This window comes from Pelagicoccus mobilis (genome assembly GCF_016595505.1).
GTDB classification, from domain to species: domain Bacteria; phylum Verrucomicrobiota; class Verrucomicrobiia; order Opitutales; family Opitutaceae; genus Pelagicoccus; species Pelagicoccus mobilis.
Map to the genome: position 1 here is coordinate 33,238 of NZ_JAENIL010000046.1, position 19,627 is coordinate 52,864.

At 53.0% G+C, this 19,627-nt stretch carries 12 protein-coding genes; 4 read left to right on the top strand and 8 right to left on the bottom strand.

The genetic code is table 11. From position 1 onward, the window contains the following. Positions 1-84 precede the first annotated feature (84 nt). The 4 genes from JIN87_RS20930 (at position 85) to JIN87_RS20945 (ending at position 8,506) form a co-directional block, all read left to right on the top strand. Positions 85-2,736: an alpha-L-rhamnosidase gene (locus JIN87_RS20930; RefSeq protein ID WP_200357577.1), complete on the top strand. Its 2,652-nt coding sequence runs from the start codon at positions 85-87 to the stop codon at positions 2,734-2,736. A gap of 156 nt (positions 2,737-2,892) precedes the next feature. Continuing rightward, a complete protein-coding gene (locus JIN87_RS20935; RefSeq protein ID WP_200357578.1) occupies positions 2,893-5,943 on the top strand; it encodes a glycoside hydrolase family 2 TIM barrel-domain containing protein in 3,051 nt (1,016 codons plus the stop codon). A 155-nt stretch (positions 5,944-6,098) separates the two neighbouring features. Next, positions 6,099-7,553, top strand: coding sequence for a BNR-4 repeat-containing protein (locus JIN87_RS20940; RefSeq protein WP_200357579.1), 1,455 nt, complete (start codon positions 6,099-6,101; stop codon positions 7,551-7,553). Between the two features lie 167 nt (positions 7,554-7,720). Further along, positions 7,721-8,506 (top strand): hypothetical protein, encoded by a 786-nt coding sequence (locus JIN87_RS20945; protein ID WP_200357580.1) that lies wholly within the window; start codon positions 7,721-7,723, stop codon positions 8,504-8,506. 310 nt (positions 8,507-8,816) lie between these two features. Here JIN87_RS20945 and JIN87_RS20950 read toward each other — a convergent pair whose 3' ends face one another. From JIN87_RS20950 to JIN87_RS20985, 8 genes are all read right to left on the bottom strand, one after another. Then, positions 8,817-9,977 carry a glycoside hydrolase family protein gene (locus JIN87_RS20950; protein ID WP_200357581.1) on the bottom strand — a complete coding sequence of 387 codons (1,161 nt, stop codon included), beginning with the start codon at positions 9,975-9,977 and terminating at the stop codon, positions 8,817-8,819. A 291-nt stretch (positions 9,978-10,268) separates the two neighbouring features. After that, positions 10,269-11,072, bottom strand: coding sequence for a gluconate 5-dehydrogenase (locus JIN87_RS20955; protein WP_200357582.1), 804 nt, complete (start codon positions 11,070-11,072; stop codon positions 10,269-10,271). A 54-nt stretch (positions 11,073-11,126) separates the two neighbouring features. Then, a complete protein-coding gene (kduI, locus tag JIN87_RS20960) occupies positions 11,127-11,981 on the bottom strand; it encodes a 5-dehydro-4-deoxy-D-glucuronate isomerase (RefSeq protein ID WP_200357583.1) in 855 nt (284 codons plus the stop codon). Positions 11,982-12,030: 49 nt separating this feature from the next. Beyond that, the gene (locus JIN87_RS20965; RefSeq protein ID WP_200357584.1) at positions 12,031-13,155 is read right to left on the bottom strand and encodes a glycoside hydrolase family 88 protein; all 1,125 of its coding nucleotides are present in this window, start codon (positions 13,153-13,155) and stop codon (positions 12,031-12,033) included. A 204-nt stretch (positions 13,156-13,359) separates the two neighbouring features. Continuing rightward, positions 13,360-14,736: a sulfatase gene (locus JIN87_RS20970; protein WP_200357585.1), complete on the bottom strand. Its 1,377-nt coding sequence runs from the start codon at positions 14,734-14,736 to the stop codon at positions 13,360-13,362. Then, positions 14,733-16,427 carry a GH39 family glycosyl hydrolase gene (locus JIN87_RS20975; protein WP_200357586.1) on the bottom strand — a complete coding sequence of 565 codons (1,695 nt, stop codon included), beginning with the start codon at positions 16,425-16,427 and terminating at the stop codon, positions 14,733-14,735. Before JIN87_RS20975 ends, JIN87_RS20970 begins: the two co-directional genes overlap by 4 nt. A gap of 108 nt (positions 16,428-16,535) precedes the next feature. Beyond that, a complete protein-coding gene (locus tag JIN87_RS20980; protein ID WP_200357587.1) occupies positions 16,536-17,984 on the bottom strand; it encodes a sulfatase-like hydrolase/transferase in 1,449 nt (482 codons plus the stop codon). 96 nt (positions 17,985-18,080) lie between these two features. Then, positions 18,081-19,451 (bottom strand): BNR repeat-containing protein, encoded by a 1,371-nt coding sequence (locus JIN87_RS20985; protein ID WP_200357588.1) that lies wholly within the window; start codon positions 19,449-19,451, stop codon positions 18,081-18,083. Between the last annotated feature and the right edge of the window lie 176 nt (positions 19,452-19,627).

Sequence of the window (19,627 nt, forward strand, 5' to 3'; positions counted from 1 at the left end):
GTTGCTCGAAATGTGCATCTTTTTCCACATTTGTTGGTTTGGTGTTACTTGGGTAAAGTCGCATCAAGAGTTCTACCCCTTGTTATGTTTCAGAAAATACTCCCCCTGACGTTGTTTCTTGCTTCTGAACTGATATCCGCTCCGGCAGCGAATTCACTCACCGTGGGGCCTCTGCTGGAGAATCCTCGCGGCTACGGAGAGAGCGAGTTGCAGTTTTCTTGGAAGTTGCCCGCCGGTGAGCAGTCAGCATGGGAAATCCGCTGCGCATCGGATCCTGTGCTTTTACCGGAGCAAGCGGACCTCTGGAACAGTGGGAAACGTGACTCTTCGCAAAGTACCTTTGTCGATTATGAAGGCAGACCAGCTAAGTCGGGTGAGGAACTGTATTGGACGGTTCGATACTGGGATGCCTCGGGCGAGGTTTCCGATTGGGCGGACGTTTCAAGTGTAGAATACGGCCTGTTGTATACTTCCGACTGGAAGGGAACGTGGATTCGCAACCCGGATGATCAGGCGGGTGAAATCGATGCTACTCCACACTTCAGGAAGCCCTTCCGGGTGAAGGGAAAGGTCGAGAAGGCTCGGCTCCATTTTACCGCAGAAGGGATTGTCGATTTCTCGATCAATGGTGCCGCGGTATCGGATCATTACTTTGCACCGGGTTGGCCGGATTATCGCAAGCGTCGGATCGCTCGCACTATCGACGTCACGGCGTTGATAGACAAAGGGGAGAATGTTATCGGAGCGGTCTTGAGCGATGGCTGGTACAGCGGGAATATACTGTTTGGCGACCGTGAGCGGAATGGGGGAGTCCCAGCTTTGTTATGCCAACTGGAGCTGACCTATGCCGACGGTCGCTCCGAGCTCGTTGTGAGCGACAGTAGCTGGAAGGTTTCGGAGGGAGCTGTGCGATTTGCGGACTTTTACGATGGAGAACATTATGACGCTCGAGAGGAGCGTGATGGGTGGGACACGAGTGGATTCGATGATTCCGATTGGAAGGCCAGCGTCGAAGTGGAGCTAGACCCAAGTTTGCCGATCAACGCCTACGCCGGTCCTGCAGTGAAAAATGTAGAGGAGATCGAGCCGATTTCGATGAAGCGCACCGAGAGTGGCTCAATTGTTTTTGATTTCGGGGTGAATTTAGTTGGTGTGCCGCAGATCGCCCTCCCGCTCGATGCGGGCCAGAGGGTGGAGCTCAAGTTCGCCGAAGCGCTCAACCCCGATGGAAGCCCGCATTACGAGAACCTTCGGTCCGCGAAGTGCACTGATAGCTACACGGCAGCCGAAGCTGGGGTGGTAGTATGGTCGCCGCGGTTTACGTTTCACGGCTATCGGTATATGGAAGTGATTGGTGTGAGCCCTGATCTGGAGCCTCAACTGGATTGGGTGAAGAGCATCGTGCTGACGAGTGAGGTTGCCTCTACAGGTGAGTTCGAGAGTTCGGTTGCGGATTGGGGGCAGTTGCAGAAGAACATTCGCCGTAGCCAGCTGGGAAACTTCTTGGAAGTGCCGACCGACTGTCCGCAGCGTAACGAGCGTCTTGGCTGGACCGGTGATATCCAGGTCTTTGGCCCGACTGCTAGTTTCAACTATCAGTCGCTCGCTTTCTTGGAGAAGTGGTGCCGCGATCTCCGTGATGGGCAGTATGATACAGGTAAGATCCCCGATGTCGCTCCGGATGTAATGTGGGGCAAAAGTCGTCCTGTTGGCACGCCTGCTTGGGGTGACGCGATTACGATCGTGCCGTGGGATATGTATCAGAAGTACGGTTACGAAAAAATCCTGAGGGACAACTACCAAGCGATGATACGCTGGGTATCGTACTACGATATGGAAACTGCGGCGAATGGTGGTCTTTGGATTGACTACGGTTACAACGATTGGCTTCAACCCTTCCAGCAGAAGGAGAAACCTCGTTTGCGTGGCGATACCAGCCGGTCATTGTTAGGGACTGCCTACTATGCTCGTAGCGCTGCGATCCTAGCGAAGGTCGCGGAGGTCCTCGGAAAAGAGGCGGATGCGAAGCAGTTCGCTAAGCGAGCCAAGGCGGTGCGGGAGCGCTTCGCTGCTGCGTTTTTTGAAAACGGCGTTTTGCTCCCGAGGGAAGACGGAATGCCGACGCAGACTGCTTATCTGTTGGCATTGGCCTTTGATCTGCTGCCCGAAGCTGATCGTTCGGCGGCCATGCAGGAGCTCGAACAACTTGTTGTGGAGGAAGCGAATGGGCATTTGCGTACTGGTTTTGTGGGGACAGCTTTGATCTGTCGAACCTTGAGTCGATTTGGTCGTAGTGACCTGGCTTACGAGGTTGCGTTGAAGGAAGAGTATCCGTCTTGGATTTATTCGATCCGGCAAGGTGCGACATCGATTTGGGAGCGGTGGAACAGCTACTCGAAGGAGGACGGATTCGAAGGTGCCAGCATGAACTCGCTCAACCATTATGCCTACGGAGCGGTGGGGCAGTGGATGTACGAGACGGTGGCTGGGCTATCCGAAGCAGAGCCAGGATATCGAAGAATTCGAATAGCCCCTGTACTAGGAAAAGGCGTGACTTCAGCGTCTGCTAAACTGGAAACGCCGTACGGATTTGCACAAAGCTCATGGGAGCTGAAGGGGGACGCGTTTACGCTGGAGGTGGTGATACCGCCCAATACTGAGGGCGTTGTGGAGATGCCCGACGGTACGGTGTCTGCGGTGGAGGCCGGGCGGCATCGTCTCAGGTGTAGCCTTTGATCGTCGAGGGAAATGGGCACCCGCGGAGCGGCTGCCCCACCTTGGATGTCATGTAAATTTCATGATTTGGCTCTTGGGTTTGGATGCATTTGGCCAAAACGAACAGTGTTTGTTCGCTTGGCCCGTTTGGGCATTCGCGAGGAGATAGGAGGTAGTATGAAACCGGTATCTGTTTTTGTTTTGCTCCTAGTGTTTGTGACTTCGTTGTCTGCGAAGATATCTATTGATGAAGGGTGGAGCTTCATTCAACGGGATGTGCAGGGAGCAGAGGCGATCGATTTCGATGATGAATCGTGGCGAGTATTGGGCGTACCCCATGATTGGAGTGTTGAGGGCGAGTACGCTAAGAGTAACCCGATGGGAGCGCGGGGAGGTTACCTGCCAGCGGGGATCGGTTGGTATCGGAAGACGATCGAGGTTCCGGCTGAGTGGAAGGGCAAGCATGTCGAGGTCGCTTTCGACGGGATTTTCAGGAACAGCACGGTTTGGGCAAACGAAGTGAAGCTTGGGGAGCGACCTTATGGCTGGATATCCTTTTCCTACGACGTAAGCGAAGTTGTCCAGAATTCGGATACCTTGACGATCGCGGTACGAGTAGACAACGAGCAGCAACCAGCGGCTCGGTGGTATACCGGCAGTGGAATCTATGGCCATACTTGGATTGCGGTCCGAGAGAAAGTACATGTTCCCGGGAGTGGCGTGTTTGTCCGGACTGAGGGAAATTCGGTGTCTATCGATACGGAGATCCGAAATGCGAGTGAGCACGAGTCGACTGCCTACTTGAAGACGATTGTGAAGGATCCCAGCGGGCAAGTCATTGGTTCCGATGAGAAGAAGCTGCAGCTTGCCGCTGGAGAACTTGGGACAGTGGAGCAACGTTTGGATTTTGGAGAGACGGCCCGTTGGTCGGTGGAGTCGCCCAATCTTTACTCGGTGGTGAGCACTTTGAAGGTTGAAGATCGAGAGTATGAAAGCGCCAGTACGCGATTTGGGTTTCGTGACGTCGAGTGGAAGCCCGAGACGGGCATGTGGGTCGATGGTGAGAACATTAAGTTGCGCGGTGTGTGTAACCACCAGGACGCGGGGGCACTTGGTGCGGCGGTTCCCGATAAGATCCTAAGGTTCCGAATCGAGCAGTTGAAGGCGATGGGTGTGAATTGTATCCGCGTTTCCCATAATCCGCAGACGCCGATTTTTTATGAGCTGTGTGATGAGATAGGTATGTTCGTGATGGATGAGATCTTTGACGGTTGGAACAAGAAGGCGGAGCATGACTACGGACGCTATTCTTTCGATGAGTGGTGGCGTCGCGATGTGACGGATTGGATCAAGCGGGACCGTAGTCACCCTTCGATCATCGTCTGGAGTGTTGGCAATGAAACGCATGGCGAAGTCGCCAAGGATCTAGTGGCTCTCTGTAACGAGCTTGATCCGACGCGACCGGTAACCTCCGGGAGCTCGGAAAATCACGATATGGATCTTTTCGGGGTAAATGGCGGGAGTGAATCGAAGGGGTATTTCGAGAGATTTAGGAAAGGGCGGGACTATGGTCGGGTCGCCTTTGTCGGTACTGAGAATCCGCATACGTGGCATGTTCGTGGATATTACCGAACCCAAAGCTGGTTCCGGGATGGGTATCCAAATCCTAAGCGCGGGCCACACGAGATTCCTGATCTGACCGAAGAGGAGATTTTCACCTATGATTGGACGGAGGAGATCAACAAGAGTAGCCACAAGCAGATCTTTAACTCCAGCTATGACAACGCGACCGTCCGCTTGAATGCGCGTCAGGCGATTGCTCAGCTGCGCGATATTCCGTTTTATGCGGGGTCGTTCCGCTGGACGGGGCACGACTATCTTGGGGAAGCTGGATTTGTGCACGGCGGTTGGCCGTTTAAGGCCTTCATGGGCGGAGTCATCGACCTAGCGAACTTTGAAAAGGATCATTATTACCTCTATCAGAGCCAGTGGACGGATGAGCCGATGTTGCACCTTCTACCGCATTGGACGCATCCGGTAATGGAGGAGGGTACACAGATCCCTGTTTGGGCCTACACGAACTGCGACTCGGTCGAGTTGTTTTTGAATGGCAAGTCGCTCGGCAAGCGTACGCCCGGAGAAACCTGGGACGAAATGCAATGCCAGTGGATGGTTGGCTGGCAACGAGGCGAACTCAGGGCGGTCGCCTACAAGGGTGGCGAAGCCGTATTGGAAAAGGTGGTACGGAGTGCGGGCGCTCCGGCGAAGAATGCTCTCTCGATAGACGGCGAAGCTCTGGCAGAGAGTGGAAAGGATTGGGTTCAGGTCAGAGTTGCCACTCAGGATTTAGATGGGAACTTCTATCCGTATGGCGAGAACCGTACCTACTTTCATGTGATGGGACCCGCGGAGATCGATGCTCTGGATAACGGTAGTCCGATGGATGTCGAACCGCATCACGGGCAAAACAACCGGATTGGTTTCTTTGGTTTGACGCGTGCTTATGTGAAATCGAAGGGCTCGGAAGGTGCAGTAATCTTGCTTGCGGGCGCGATTCTGGGAGAGAAAAAGCTCATCACGTCGCGTAAGGTTCACATCGATACGCAACTGCTTGCGTTACGTGGAGCGCTTGTTCGCCCAATGATTGAAGTGTACTACACGCTCGATGGCAGTGAGCCGACGGCTGAGTCTACTTTGTACAAGGGAGGGTTCGACGTGTCGCTGGGTACGACGGTTAGAGCTCTGGTGATGATCGATGGTGAACCGACCCTCGAGATGGAAGAGCGTTTTGCGAATGATGTTGGCTTCGTTTGGACTTCAGGGGAGTCAAAGCGAGGACCAATAGGAGAGCAGGCGGAGGATGCTTGGGTATTTGAGGCTGAGGTTTTGAGTTCGGGTAAAAATTTCAACGGGGCGGGCTATGTTGACCTAGGGGAGGCTGAGTCTGCTTATGTTGAATGGTATCAGGAAAACGACGGTGCAGCCGGTGAATACATCCTTAAGATACGCAGCAGCGCTTTCAACCCGAATGACGGTCGCTGTAATTTGCAGGTCACGGTGAATGGAGTGAGGGTTCCTCATCGCGTATTCGTGAACAATGTCGAGACGCTTGGCGAAGACTGGCAGACTGTGTCGCTAGAGGTGAAGCTGAACAGAGGGGCAAACTACATTCGCGTCGCTTCGGCGGGGCTGGGACAGGTTTTGCTCGATGAGATCGTCCTAAAGTAGCAGGTGCCTATTCTCATACAGTGTCATACGTATCGATTAGGATGTATTTGCAGGAGTGCTTTCGAAGTAAATGCTAACTATATCGCGGTGGTCAGGTCTGCAGTTTGCAGAAATGGCCACTGGAACTTATCTATCCCGAAGCAGATAACTATTAAATGATGACCCCATCTTCTCGCTCCGCTCATACGGGCTCTTTCTCCTTACGCTATCTCTTAGCTGCGTGCTCGCTCGGAATGCTTTTTACGTTTGCAGACAGTGAGTGTCGTGCAACTGAAGTGAAAGCGTCGGTCTGCGAGATGGTCGACCACTTTGCCGACAATGCTTGGGGCAACCCGTTGGCGGTCGTGCAACACCCAGCGGGAGAGCATCACAATGGGATTACATATGTGAGTTACCAAGGGCCGAAGGAGGATCCGTACGTCGCTTCCTACAACCACGAGACCGGAGAGTGGAAGGGACCGTATAAAGCGGGGAATAGTGAGCTAGGAAAGAGCCCGAAGCAGCCGGCGAGGATCGATAACCATGGAAAGCCGACTCTGATCATCGATGATGTTGGCTATATTCATGTGTTCTTTGGCGGGCATGGGGCGACGGCTGAGCACGGCGAGAATAAACTAGGCAATACGCATTTTGGAGCGAACAAGCATGCCGTTTCAAAGCGTCCCTACGATATTACGGAATGGGAAGAATTGGACACGATCCCGCCGTTTGGGACTTACAACCAAGCGGTGAAAATGGATAACGGGGATATCTATTTGTTTTACCGTCATGGCGCGCATCGCAGCGACTGGGTGTATCAAAAATCCACTGACAACGGTCGTACGTTTAGCCCTGCTGTTTCCTTCATGAAGCACAAGCGACGCGATGATCTTGCAGCGGTCGACAGTTGGTATGTTTGGGTGACGAGAGGCGAGGGAGACGATATCATCATGTCCTATGATTATCACCTTTGCTGGGATTCCAATGCGGGAAAGGACGGTCGTGGTCATGGCCCCCAGCGTCACGATGTCTATTACATGGTTTTTAATACGAAAACGGGGGCTTGGCGAAACGTCGGTGGAGAAGAGCTGACAATCCCTATCACGAGGGAGTACGCGGATGAGATGACCCTAGTGGCTCGCACTGGCGAGGATTGGACCTTTAACGGGTCGACGCATCTTAATCCCGACGGGCATCCGCATATCAGTATGAATATCGGCAAGGACATTGGTGAACGGACCGGCGGTCCGAAGCAAACCAGTCACTTTCGATGGAACGGCACCAAGTGGTTTGGTGGAAATTCAGTGGCCGGTGTCGAGTCACGCGGCGATTTTATCGTCCGGTCAGCTGATGAGGTTAGCTTCCTGCTCGCCTACCGAGACGGAGGGCAGGGGATCGTGGCCTGGTGGAATAGCACCGATGGCGGAGCGACCTTCACCAAGGGCGATGAGGTATTACGTCGCGAGAAAGCTGGATGGGCGATTACCTCGATTATCCGCAATTCGACGCCTGAGGCGCGTGTGATCGTGGCAGAGAAGCATCGCGGTTCTGACTGGCACCGTGTGTACCTGCTAGGTGACAAAGGCCCAGTTAAGCGGCTGAAGAGCGAAGCGGATAAATTACCCCGCTGATCCTGTTTATACGTATCGATCGTTTGGTTGTTCCCACTCCGATCTTTGCGGCGCCCTCAAACACGCGGATGGGGAAGGTTTTGCGGAAATCTATGCTTCTTACGAATCCATCCATACAGATAGATGGCATGTACATCTCATCGGCGGATGTGTGTGGTTAACATGGTATGAAGATTACTCACACGGACCGTTTGGGAAATAAGCTCACCGAGGCTTCAGGAGAGCAGAGCGTTGAAATCGAGATCAAAGGCGAATTTGGCTTTGAGGACATCCTGATTTTCGAAACAGAACCGGGCGCATTTGTTGAGATCGATATCGATCCTACCTTCAATAAATCGATTGTTTATGTGCCGGATGGTAAGGTTGTTTACCAACTTCCAGTCGGGCCTAAGGCACGAGCCTATGATCCCGATGCTTTCAAAGGTGAGTCTCACTCGATCAGCATGTCGGTCGTTCCGCAGGAAGAGCTCACGAAGCGTCGAAACTTGGCGATGAACTCTTTGGATATGCGCTGGGATACTGGATACTTTCCACACGCGTCAGCGAATGTTGTGACGCGTGATGAGCCTTGGTTCGAAGCAAAGAATGCCATTGATGGACATCTTTTGAGAGACGGACACGGAGCCTGGCCTTACCAGTCTTGGGGCGGCGGTTTGCGAGATGACTTGGTCTTTCGACTGGATTTCGGTCGGGAGGTTTTGATCGATGAAATCATCATCTACTTGCGAGCTGACTACACGGACGACCACGACATCAATTGGGAGTCAGGACTACTCACTTTCTCTGATGGTGATTCCATGCCGATCAAAATGGAGAAGGTCGAAGAAGGGCAGTCGTACAAGGTAGAGCCCAAGAAGGTGACTTGGATTGAACTCTCCGAACTCAAGCGAGAGATCTCAGCGGCGTTTTCCGCTCTGACTCAGATTGAGGTATTCGGAAAAGACGTACTGTAGGTAACTGGTAGGGCTGGCATTTGCCCGTGCTGCTTTGCACATTGGCGTCAACTTGACAGAAATAGCATCATCTGGAGGGCAACGTGTCTGTCGTTGCCACATCGTTTATTCCCCGTAGGCTCCGCGGCAATGACGGAGCATTGCCCTCCTGCGCACAGCGTTTAGGCTTAAGTTGACGCCGATGTGCATTGCAGGAGGGCGGTTTATGAGGTTGTTGCGGCTTGCCGCAAGCGGCAGCCCTACAAAGGTGAACGCAAAAAGCCAACCTGCCGTTGTGACGAGGTTGGCTTTGATTGTGTAAATCGCTTTTCTACGCCTGTTGGCTGGCGGTTGTTTCGACTTCTTGTGTTTGTGTATTCAAACTTCTGAGTCGAGAAAGGGCTTCGACGTAGTAGTAGTCTCCGTAGATGAGCGAGACGTCGATGCCTATGCCTGCCGGGTGGTTGAATGTACCGCCATGGATGATACCGTCGCTGTCGTTGTCCCAATTGCCGTACTTCTCATAGGTCGATTTGGTGATCGCGTTGGCGGCTGAGAGGTACTTATCCGCTTCTTCTCCCTCGAGCATCGAAGAGAGAACGAGCATGCCGCAAGCTGCACACATACCTGCTGAGGTGTCGCGTGGCGTATCGGCATCACGAGGGATTCGGAAGTCCCAGTGTGGAACGCTATCTTCTGGCAGTTCGTGTATAAAGAAATCCGCTACCTTTTTGGCTACCTCGAGGTAGCGGGGTTCCTTTGTGTACTTGTAGGCGAGAGCCATGCCGTGCACTGCCCAGGATGTGCCTCGGGACCAGGCTGAGGTTGTGGAGTGACCTTGCCCGCTCTGCACTTTGACCTTCTTGCCTGTGAACGGATCAAACTCGACCATGTGGTTCACGGAGAAGTCGTCGCGAATGAAATGCTTGATGACGGTCTCAGTATGGGCGACCGCTACGTGCTTGAAGCGTGGATCACCAGTCTCCTTGCTTGCCCAGTGGAGCAATGGGAGATTCATCATGCTATCGATGATACTGAGGCCTCTGGGATCGGAATCATTGAGTCCGTTCTGATTCCAAGCGGAGAGAAAGTTGCCTTCGATATTGAATCGACTGGCGAGGTGGCTGGCGGCAATGAGTCCACGGCGGCGGGCGTCCATGTCTCCAGTCAACTCGTAGCGTTTGATGGAAGTTAGTTGCCACATGAAACCGACGTCATGGTGTAGGTTGACGTACTCGTTCAGGGCCTGGTCCATCTGCATTTCGCAGCTGAGCGCGATGTTGGCGAATGGCTTGTGTTTTGTATCTTCGTAAATCAGCCAAAGGAGACCTGGCCAAAAGCCGGTAACCCAACGCCACAAATCTTCGGTGTAAGTGTATTTGTCGTCCTCGTCGGTCATTGACGGAAATCGATCACCGATGACGAGGCTGGTTTTCTTAACTTTCTCGACCAATGCACTCCAGGCATCGTCGGTCCAACTGTTGTCGATCATAAGGTTTGTAAGTCTTCTAAAATCTTGGGACGGGGGCTCTCGCGTTGTTATGCACACAACCAAACGCGGGGTTCTTGATTTAATAGTTCTGCTAGGGAAGCGGCAACGGGTCTATTTTTTTCAACTGTATGTATTTATTCGGGGCTGGGGTGGAAGGAGGGCTTGTATGGTGGGGCCTTGAGCGGCTCGCCCGGCGGTCGAGCCCAGCCTTTGCGTAAAAAAAGTTGCAGCCCGGAAATTGCGCCAGGCTGCAAGTTGCTGAAAATGATGTAATTAGGGATGCCTCTGTTCCTAGACTTCGTTTTCGCCTTTCACGTAGCCGAAGTTCGCAAGGATACCGCCATCGACGTAGAGGATGTGTCCGTTGACGAATTCTGCAGCTTTCGATGAGAGGAAGAGGGCCGCGTTTGCGACGTCTTCTGGTTCGCCCCAACGGTTTGCTGGAGTACGAGTCATCACGAGATCGTTGAATGGGTGTCCGCCAACGCGGATCGGAGCGGTTTGCGATGTTGCGATGTAGCCCGGGCCGATACCATTGACCTGTAGGCCGTACTTCGCCCACTCACAGGTCATGTTTTCGGTGAGAAGCTTCAAGCCACCCTTTGCCGCAGCGTAGGCGGAAACGTTTTGGCGACCGTAGACGCTCATCATCGAACACATGTTGATGATCTTGCCAGCTCGACGCTCGATCATGCTTGGGGCAACGCGCTTCGCTACGATCAGTGGCGCAACCAAGTCGACATCGATCACTTGCTCGAAGTCCTTGATCGGCATATCCAAAATAGGAACACGCTTAATGATGCCGGCATTGTTAACGAGTATGTCGACTGGACCGACGTCCTTTTCGATTTGGCTGATACCTGCGTCAACTTGCTCTTCGCTGCAGACGTTGAAGTTCAATGTGTAAACATCGATGCCGTCCTTCGCGTATTCAGCTTTACACTCTTCGAGTTTCTCGTCGCTCAAGTCGTTGACGCAGAGTTTTGCGCCAGCCTTGGCCAATACCTTGCCAACTGCCATGCCGATACCGTGTGTACCGCCGGTGACGAGGGCCACTTTTCCAGAGAGGTCGAATAGTTCGTTAATGATGCTCATTTTTGTGTGATTAAATCGAGGTTTTGAAAGTAGTTAAATTCAGACTACGAGAACCTATTTGATGTCAGCGATGGCGATGCCATCCATGTCATCGAAGCGTTGGTTCTCGCCGCCCATTGCCCAAACGAAAGAGTAGGCGGATGTTCCAGCTCCTGAGTGGATGGACCAGTTTGGAGAGAGGACGGCTTGATGGTTCTTCATCCAAATCATGCGTGTTTCCTGTGGCTGGCCCATGAGATGAAGCACTTGGTTTTCTTCGTCCAAATCGAAGTAGCAGTAGATCTCGGAGCGTCGGAGGTGAGTGTGGCACGGCATGGTGTTCCAAGCGCTACCAGTGTTCAAAACGGTGTACCCCATGACGAGCTGACAGCTCTTGATTCCATCTTCGTGGATGAACTGGAAGATTGAGCGTTCGTTACACGTGTCGCCTGAACCGAGGTCTATGCGTTTGGCCTCTTCCTTCTTTGCGAACGTTGTTGGATACTCAGCGTGTGCTGGGTAGCTTAGGAAGTAGAACAGAGCGGGACTCTTTTCGTCAGCTGACGAGAAGGTCGCCTTCTTCGAACCACGACCAATGTAGAGACACTCGCCTTTTTCGATGGGATACGAGGTGCCATCGACTTCGATTTCTCCTGCTCCACCGAGGTTGATGATTCCGCCCTCGCGGCGTTGGAAGAAGAAGTCGCTGCGAAGTTCTTCGATCGTTTCGAGAACAATGGGATCCGCCAAAGGAACGATGCCTCCCACGATAGCTCGGTCGAGGTCTGTCGCTTGAAGATTTGCCACGCCAGGAACGAAGAGCCCTTCGACCAAGTAGTTGTTGCGCAATTCGTCTGTAGAGAGCTTTCCGTACGTTTCGAGGCCAGCGGAGAAGCGGTAATTTAGGGTTACTTGTTCGGAAGTAGACATATCAATTTGTTCTGTGTTTTAGTTTTGAGGTACTGTATTTGTAGTTGGACTACATCTCCTCGGAGGCCGCCGGATAGCCGAGGAAGGCAGCCAGCGCTTCCACATAGTAGTAATCTCCCCAGCTCGTATAGGCTCTGGCACCGTCAATTCTGTGATACATTCCTTCTTCGAGGATACCTGCACCCACTTGCGCTTCCGTATTCTGGTAACGTTCTGCGAGGATGTGCAAAAGCTCGACGCCCGCTTTATGGTAGGTTTCGGCTTTCTCGCCTTTAACCACTTTTGCTAATCTCAGTAGGCCGGAGATCGCGATGGAGGTGGCGGAGCTATCACGGATATCGGGAGTCTTGTCGGTGAAAGAAAAGTCCCAGTAGTTGATGTCGTTCTCCGGCAGGTTTGCCAGAAAGACATCTGCACACTTCATGGCGATATCGAGGAAGTGCGGGTTTTGGGTGAAAGTGTAGCTCTTGTAGAATCCATAGACCGCCCAAGCTTGGCCTCTTGCCCATGTCGATTCGTCTTTGAAGCCTTGGTGGGTTCTCCCTTCGATCGGTTCGCCGGATTGTACATCCATCCAATAGGTATGGTAGCTCGAGCCGTCCTTGCGAATGAGTGTCTTGCTACTGATGTTCGCGTGGGAGATGGCAGCGTCCTTGTACTTAGGGTCGCCTGTCAACTCGGTTGCGAGATAGAGGGTTGGGAGATTCATCATACAGTCGATGATGATCCGGGTCTTTTCCGCGTTTGCTTCCATCGGTCCCCAAGCCTGGATGTATCCACCTTTTTCGTTGTAGCGATCCATCAGCTTGTCGGCGGCAGCGAGGAACAGTTTCTTGCTCTCTTCGTCACCGGTAGCCTTGTAGTCGTAGTAGGCCGTCATCTCGTAGAGGAATCCGATGTCGTGTGTATCCATATGGCCCGATTCGCAGCGTTCTTTGAAGGAGTTGAGGATCTCCTGACGCTTAGAGATGAAGTAATCGTCCTTGGTGACGATGTGAGCCAAATAGAGCTGCCCTGGGTAGAATCCCATGGTCCAAAGCTTGTTTTCTTCCTTCGGATAGACCCCGTCCTCGCTGACGTGCTGAAAACGGTCGAAGTAGTGGTCTACGTTGTTCCGAATTATGTTCAGTGAGCTTTCGAGTGCTGTTTCCAGTGTCGTTAGACTATTGATCATCTGATCTCTGCTTGCTTGGGATTTTTGTGCTTTCTAGAGGGAGGCTGGCAGAAGCCGCTTCGTCTCGCGGGTACGAATACCCGTTTCGACTCGTGTTCCCGCATTGAGCCACGGAGTGATGGCTGACCCAACAGCAACGGATTCGATACTAATCGAATCCGTTATGAAATGGGTGATCCCGAGCTTTGTTTTCAGCTCGGAAGGCTAAAAACGAGCTGACTTGGCGAAAGCGATCTGGGCTTCCAATTTGTCGCGTAGCGATCGGACGAGGGGCTTGTTTTCGGGATTGTTAGCGATGTTCTGATTTTCTTGGGGATCTTTATGGAGATCGTAGAGCATCTGTTCGCCGTTGTCGTAGAGAGTGTAGGTGAAACGGTCCGTTACGACGGTGTCGGCGTTCTTGAATCGGGTATAGACGACGTCAGATATCGTCGCTTCTGCCTCTTGGAGGACTGGGACGAAACTCTTGCCTTGCACTGAATCTGGAGTTTCTAGTCCGGCTAGCTCGCAGAGAGTTGGGAAAAGGTCTACGCTCGATATGAGTGACGATGAGCGTTCTCCGGCAAGTGCCCCGGGAGCTTTTACGATGAGTGGTATGCGGAGGGCCTTGTGCATCGTATTGTGCTTACCCCAGAACGTGTGTTCGCCGAGGTGCCATCCATGATCACCCCAGATTACCACGATGGTGTTTTCCGCGAGTTTGAGGCGTTCCAGCTCCGCTAGAACATTGCCAACGAGTTGATCCACGTAGCTCGTCGAGGCGAGGTAGCCGTGCCTCATCTTGCGATGAAACGCCTCGGAGTCAGGATCGAAATCGCCTAAATGGTAGGAGCGGAACTCACCCGAACCTCGCAAGGCGTCGGGCGCATCGTGAGGTCTAAATTGGTTGTCAGCGATAGGGATCTCTTTCTCGTCATACAAATCCCAATACTTCTTTGGGGCGTAGAAAGGGAGATGTGGACGAATAAATCCACAGGCGAGGAAGAAAGGCTCTTCGCTTTGTGCGAGCTCTTGGAGATTCTTGATCGTGTTCTCTGCCACGCGACCATCTCCATATGCGTTGTCAGGTACATCAGGACTCTCGAAGAATCGGGCTCGGCCACCTTCGGTGAGCGCAGACGTGGTGGCAGGATCGAAACTCGTGGTGTGGCTTCTTCCCGCTGATTTGACACCTCGGCTCCATGTTCGCTCTGCGGTGTCGGAGCCTTTGTGGAATATCTTCCCGTGAGCGAGTGTAGTGTAGCCTGCCTCTTTGAATACCTGACCGATTGTGATCGCGTTCGGAGTGTCCTCGTCAACTTTTGCGAGATAGTCGACGAAACGCGTATCCGTGGGAAGAATACCTGTCATCATACTCGCCCGAGAAGCTCCACAAACTGCGACCTGGCAGTAGGCTCGTTCGAAGATCATCCCTTGAGAAGCAAGCCTGTCGATGTGTGGCGTTTGAACGATGGTATCACCGTAGCATCCGAGCTCGGGGCGTAGGTCATCGATCGCGATGAAGAGCACGTTGGGACGGTCGGAATCTGCATGGCAGATTCCAAGTACTAGGGCGAAAAGGGGGAGGATGTATTTCTTCATCGGGAGTTTTTGTTTGAGATAGAACGCACTTCGATTTTCTGAAAAGCGAAGGAGGGGAGTTGAGTTTGAATGCGGATTAGAGAGCCTTCGTCGTCGCTATATTCGGATGCGGTAGTTTCCCATTCGGACCACTGCAGATCGTTTAGGTGTGTGTAACGGTAGGTGTTCTCGACGAAAGTGTCCACGCCTTCTTTGACGAGCATGATGTAAGGAGTACCGTTGGTATCGTAGGAGTCTTTGATCCATCCGCCGTCGGACTCGTGTTTTGTCGCTTTCGGAAAGTCGACGGCGAATTGCTGGAATGCGCACTCATCCTTGCCGTAAGTCGCGACTCGGAAACTGTATTGAGTATTTGGTGGCGTGTTTACCTTGAAGACGGTCTGAACGGCTTCGTCCTCTTGATAGTCCATGCTCTTCTTGTTGTAGTTGAAGATGAGGGCGTCGTAGTTCTCGCTCTCAGCCGAGCGTGCGAAAATGCCGTTGATCATATTCCCCTCTATTGATGGAGAGCCGCTCGTGGTGTTGGTGTAGCGGTCCATGCCTTGCATCGAACGTAGGGCTTTTTGAGTGAGCACGTTTGGTTCGACGAGGCCATCTCGGATGTTTCCCCAGAGGTGTACCTGCTTGATGTCATTCTCGAGGACCATCTTTGAGATGCTGGCGAACAGGGAGGAGCTGTAGGAGTTACTCAACCAGACAAACTCCCCATTTCGGAATTGCGAGAGTCCCCAGAACTCGTGGATTTCAAAGAGGGCACCGGGCCTCCAATCTGGGTGGTGTTGGATTGGTTCGATCTGCTCGCGGTAGACGATGTCCATGTCGACGCTGTCTTCCTTGTCGTAGAAGGGGTAGTAGGAGGTGCCGATGAAGTCGTAGCGGATGCCGTTTTTCTTAGCCCACTCGATGAAAGCGCGAGCGTAGGAGCCTTCGACGTTCCCCTTATAGTCGATGTAGTCCTTTTTCCCAGTGAAGCTCGCTTCGCGAAACTGAGCTCCGACCTTGGCCTTTGGAAGCACGGCGTGAACGGCATCAATGGTATTCTTGTAATGGTCGAAATACTGCTGGCGGGTGCCAATCCAATGACCAGGGCGGGTATCTATCTCGGAGCCAACACGGAAACGCCAGGAGGCGACTTGTTCTTCTCCGTAGGTTTCGACGAGTTTAGAGATGGCTGCCTTTATGAACTCGTGCCACGCAGCAGGATCGTTGGGTGGAACGGCGTTGCCGTAGGTGGAGTTTTTGTCAGACGCGAGGTAGTTGACTCCATCGGGTTCTTCTACGAAGGTGATGCCGTGCTGGAAAGCCCAAGGGGGATTGTCGAGAACGATCTGTTTTAGGCGTATCCCAGAGTTTAATACGACGTCGATGCGACGGATTAACGGCTCCCAGTCATAGACGTACTTATCGCCATCCCACTTGTAGCAGTCGTAGTCGAGCATGCGTTCGCCCTTCTTTGACCAACCACCGAGCATCCGGACGCAATTGACCGATGAGCCCTCCATGCCAAAGGCTGGAATATTTATCTTTTCGTAAGGAGGAAGTCGGTTGTGAGTGTTCCAGAAATCGTAGATGACGCCTGCCTTATTTGATGGGGTAGTGAAGTCGCTCGAAAGAGACACTTCACTCACTAGGGAGGGTGCATTCAGACTGAGAGCGATGATAAGGAGATAGGCTGAGCGCAGGGGCTTCATGGGAGTTATCCCAGTGTTTTAGCAGGCTAGTTCAAGGGGAGAAACGCTTTGTGAATCATTCGAACATTGGATAATCCATTTCTACAGTCTGCAGTGATGTAAGCTAAGTTAGCCTTCGTGCTCTTTGAAGAGGTCGACGAACTCTTGATGGATTTCTGGATGCTTGATGGATAGCTCTTTGCTCTCTCCAGGATCCGTGTCGATGTTGTAGAGTTCAACAGGTGCATCGAGTCCGTATCGGACCGCTTTCCAGTTCCCACGACGGGCTGCTTGAAAGACGACTCCAATGACTCCGGAGTTTGGATCGCCAGCTTGTTTGCCGAATTCCCAATAGAGTGTGCGCTCCGGCATAGGAGTTGGGTTGTCCTTCAGCAGTTGACTGATGGATACGCCGTTTACTTTGAGGCGAGGAATCATGTTTATGTCCACATTGGCGAGGTCGGCGAAGGTCGGGAAAACGTCTGCGAATGCCCAAGGCGTATCGTCGATGCGAGGTTCTTTGATGGCTGCTGGCCAGTGAGCGATCATGGGAACGTGGATACCGCCGTCGTAAAGGTCGCGTTTCATGCCTTTATAGGGAGAGGATGCTTCAAAGTACTCAGGACTGGCTCCACCTTCGTCATGAGGCCCGTTGTCTGAGGAGAAGAAAATGATCGTGTTTTCGGCGATGCCCTTTTCCTCGAGGGTGGCTACGATTTGCCCGATGTAATCATCGAGGGCGGTGACCATGGCTGCGAGCGTTGCGTTTGGTTTTTCGACTGGAGCAGGGTAGTAGGCACCATATTTTTCGACCTCTTTGCCGGTACTCATTCCGAGGTAGGGCGTCTCCTCAAATTTGCCATCGTACTGGTCGATGTACTCTTGTGGCGCGGCGAGTTCTGCGTGCGGGGAAGAGTATGAGAGAAAAACGAAGAAGGGATTTTCGTGGTCTTGCTCGATGTACTTGATGGCCTCGTTTGTGAAGAGTTCTTGGGCATAAGCGCCTTGCTTGCCGCCTTCATTCTCTTCGATCCGAATCTTTACGCCATCACGCCAGAGGAAGTGCGGATACTGGCGGTGACCTTCGAGGATCGTATACATGCCGTACCAAGTGTCGAAGCCCATCGCGAGTGGATCTGTGACTCCCATTTCAGGCCCAATGGAATACTTGCCGAAGAGGGCAGTGTCGTATCCTCCGTACTTGAGGACGTGGGCGATCGTATGATCGTAAGGTGCGAGTTTTACGGTGTTAGAGTTGTTTGTCATGAGCCGCCCATCGCGTCCTGTAAAAAGGGATACACGAGAGGGCGAGCAGACTGTATTGCCGGAATAGGCTTGGGTGAAGAGCACGCCTTCGTTCGCAAGACGATCCAGGTTGGGAGTCTTTATGGGCGTGTCGCCGTACGCTCCGATTTGATTGAACCCGAGGTCATCCGTGAGGATGAAGATGATGTTTGGCCGTTCTGCCGGAGACGATTCAGCGGATGTTGTTTGAGAAAGTGTAGCGGCGATGAGCGCAGTTGCCGAGAGTAGGCTCCGCAGTGCTTTGGATGCGTGAAATGGAGTATTTTTGTTCATGATCGAGTTAGAAGTGTTTGCTAGGGCGGTCTGGCCCTAGACTGGCGTGTTTGGAAAACTTGATCGGGTCTTTGCGGCTGTCTGGGCCAGACAGCCCTACCTTTTCTTCAGGTGATGCAGGTAGAGTATGCTCGGTGGGAGTATGTGGTCGCGAGCTTGGCCGCGGAAGGGGGCTTGCGATTCCCAGGATATGTAGAAGATTTCGTCCTCCGCGCCGTCGAACGCTGGGGTCGACTGGGCTCTTAGGATGAGTTCCGTTCCGTAGGAGTCTTTCCCGTTTAGAAGGACATCGTCGGAAGAGGCGACTTCCGAGATAATCGGCGGGTAGGCGAAGGCCGGGGTCGCCTCGATTAGCTTGAACGTTTTTTCTTCCAGAATGAGATCCAGCCATTGGTCGAGTTTCTTGACTGTGACTTTAACGGTTCCGTCTGACTGCAGTATTGGTTTGCGGATACGAACGTCGAAGGAGGAGAGCGCGCCGGTGCCCCCAAAAGACCAGCGGAAATCTTCCCATCGGGTGACTTGACGCGTGATCCAGCCGTCAGCCTCTCGACGGGAGATGAAGATCTGGGTGTTGCCGTTTTCGTCGAATTTGTGGAAGGCGACGATGGGACGATTCTGCGAGTCGAAACTGAGCTTGTTATTGCCGTTGATCGCTCCGCCGCGAGCTGGGACGGGATCTACAATGTCGCTTTTGTCGAAGGTGATCGGGAGGGATATTGGGGTCCCAGCGGAGTCTTCCCAACTTTTGAGATCGGCGCTGCGGGCGTAGCTGATGTCGTGGTTGGTTCCGGCGTCCGGAGTGTCTCGCCAGATCCATGCCATGTGGAACAGGCCATCGGGGCCAACCATCGGACCATCGACGTAGGCGTTCATGAGACCTTCACCGTCGATAAGGGGGGTGTCATGGAGGCGACTCCAGACTTTGCTTGCAGGGTTGTAGCTCAGGTAGACTTCGACACCGTTCCCGCTGCCGCCGCTACGGTACTTTAAAATGAGCTCTCCGCTGTGGCGCTTGAGAAAGTGCGGATAGGTGAAGAAGCGTTCGAGTTCCTCGTTCTCCAGGACTCGGATTCGCTCTAGTGTCCGGACGTCGTGAGCATGTCGGGTACGGAAGTACTCGGGCCGGTCGGCATGCATGTTGCCCATCAGGTGGAGGTGACCGTCCGAGTCTAGTTCCATGGTTATGTAGTTGTGACTATCCCAGCCATACCAGCTGTCCACTTTGTAGTGTCTCCAGGGCGTTGTCCCGTGGCGGTAAATGACGCTCATCTGTCGGTTCGCGTCGTAGTAGGCGACGTACTGGTGCTGACCTTGAGTCAGGAAAGCGAAGCGAACGTGGGTCCCTGACCACACGCGATCGAGAGCCTGTCGATTGACGAGTTCGTAGTCATCTGCGGCAGTGACTAGGGAACTGAATGCGGAAGCCAGTATGAGGCCGAGAGAGAGTAAGAGACGACGTTTCATAGATCGTGACTAGTTGGGGAAATTCTAGTCGATGATTCTTCGAATTCACGTTCCGGTGGCGACGGAGAAGTTGCAGCAAGAATTCCATACATATGAAGCTGGCCGCTTTCTCCCTTCGTTGGGCTTCGAAAACTAAAAAGCCCGACGCCATGTGCGTCGGGCTCGCTGCTTTATGA

What these genes read in the sequence shown, in the direction of transcription:
- JIN87_RS20930 (WP_200357577.1), top strand. Translation starts at nt 85, where the DNA reads ATGTTTCAGAAAATACTCCCCCTGACGTTGTTTCTTGCTTCTGAACTG.
- JIN87_RS20935 (WP_200357578.1), top strand. Translation starts at nt 2,893, where the DNA reads ATGAAACCGGTATCTGTTTTTGTTTTGCTCCTAGTGTTTGTGACTTCG.
- JIN87_RS20940 (WP_200357579.1), top strand. Translation starts at nt 6,099, where the DNA reads ATGATGACCCCATCTTCTCGCTCCGCTCATACGGGCTCTTTCTCCTTA.
- JIN87_RS20945 (WP_200357580.1), top strand. Translation starts at nt 7,721, where the DNA reads ATGAAGATTACTCACACGGACCGTTTGGGAAATAAGCTCACCGAGGCT.
- JIN87_RS20950 (WP_200357581.1), bottom strand. Translation starts at nt 9,977, where the DNA reads ATGATCGACAACAGTTGGACCGACGATGCCTGGAGTGCATTGGTCGAG.
- JIN87_RS20955 (WP_200357582.1), bottom strand. Translation starts at nt 11,072, where the DNA reads ATGAGCATCATTAACGAACTATTCGACCTCTCTGGAAAAGTGGCCCTC.
- kduI (WP_200357583.1), bottom strand. Translation starts at nt 11,981, where the DNA reads ATGTCTACTTCCGAACAAGTAACCCTAAATTACCGCTTCTCCGCTGGC.
- JIN87_RS20965 (WP_200357584.1), bottom strand. Translation starts at nt 13,155, where the DNA reads ATGATCAATAGTCTAACGACACTGGAAACAGCACTCGAAAGCTCACTG.
- JIN87_RS20970 (WP_200357585.1), bottom strand. Translation starts at nt 14,736, where the DNA reads ATGAAGAAATACATCCTCCCCCTTTTCGCCCTAGTACTTGGAATCTGC.
- JIN87_RS20975 (WP_200357586.1), bottom strand. Translation starts at nt 16,427, where the DNA reads ATGAAGCCCCTGCGCTCAGCCTATCTCCTTATCATCGCTCTCAGTCTG.
- JIN87_RS20980 (WP_200357587.1), bottom strand. Translation starts at nt 17,984, where the DNA reads ATGAACAAAAATACTCCATTTCACGCATCCAAAGCACTGCGGAGCCTA.
- JIN87_RS20985 (WP_200357588.1), bottom strand. Translation starts at nt 19,451, where the DNA reads ATGAAACGTCGTCTCTTACTCTCTCTCGGCCTCATACTGGCTTCCGCA.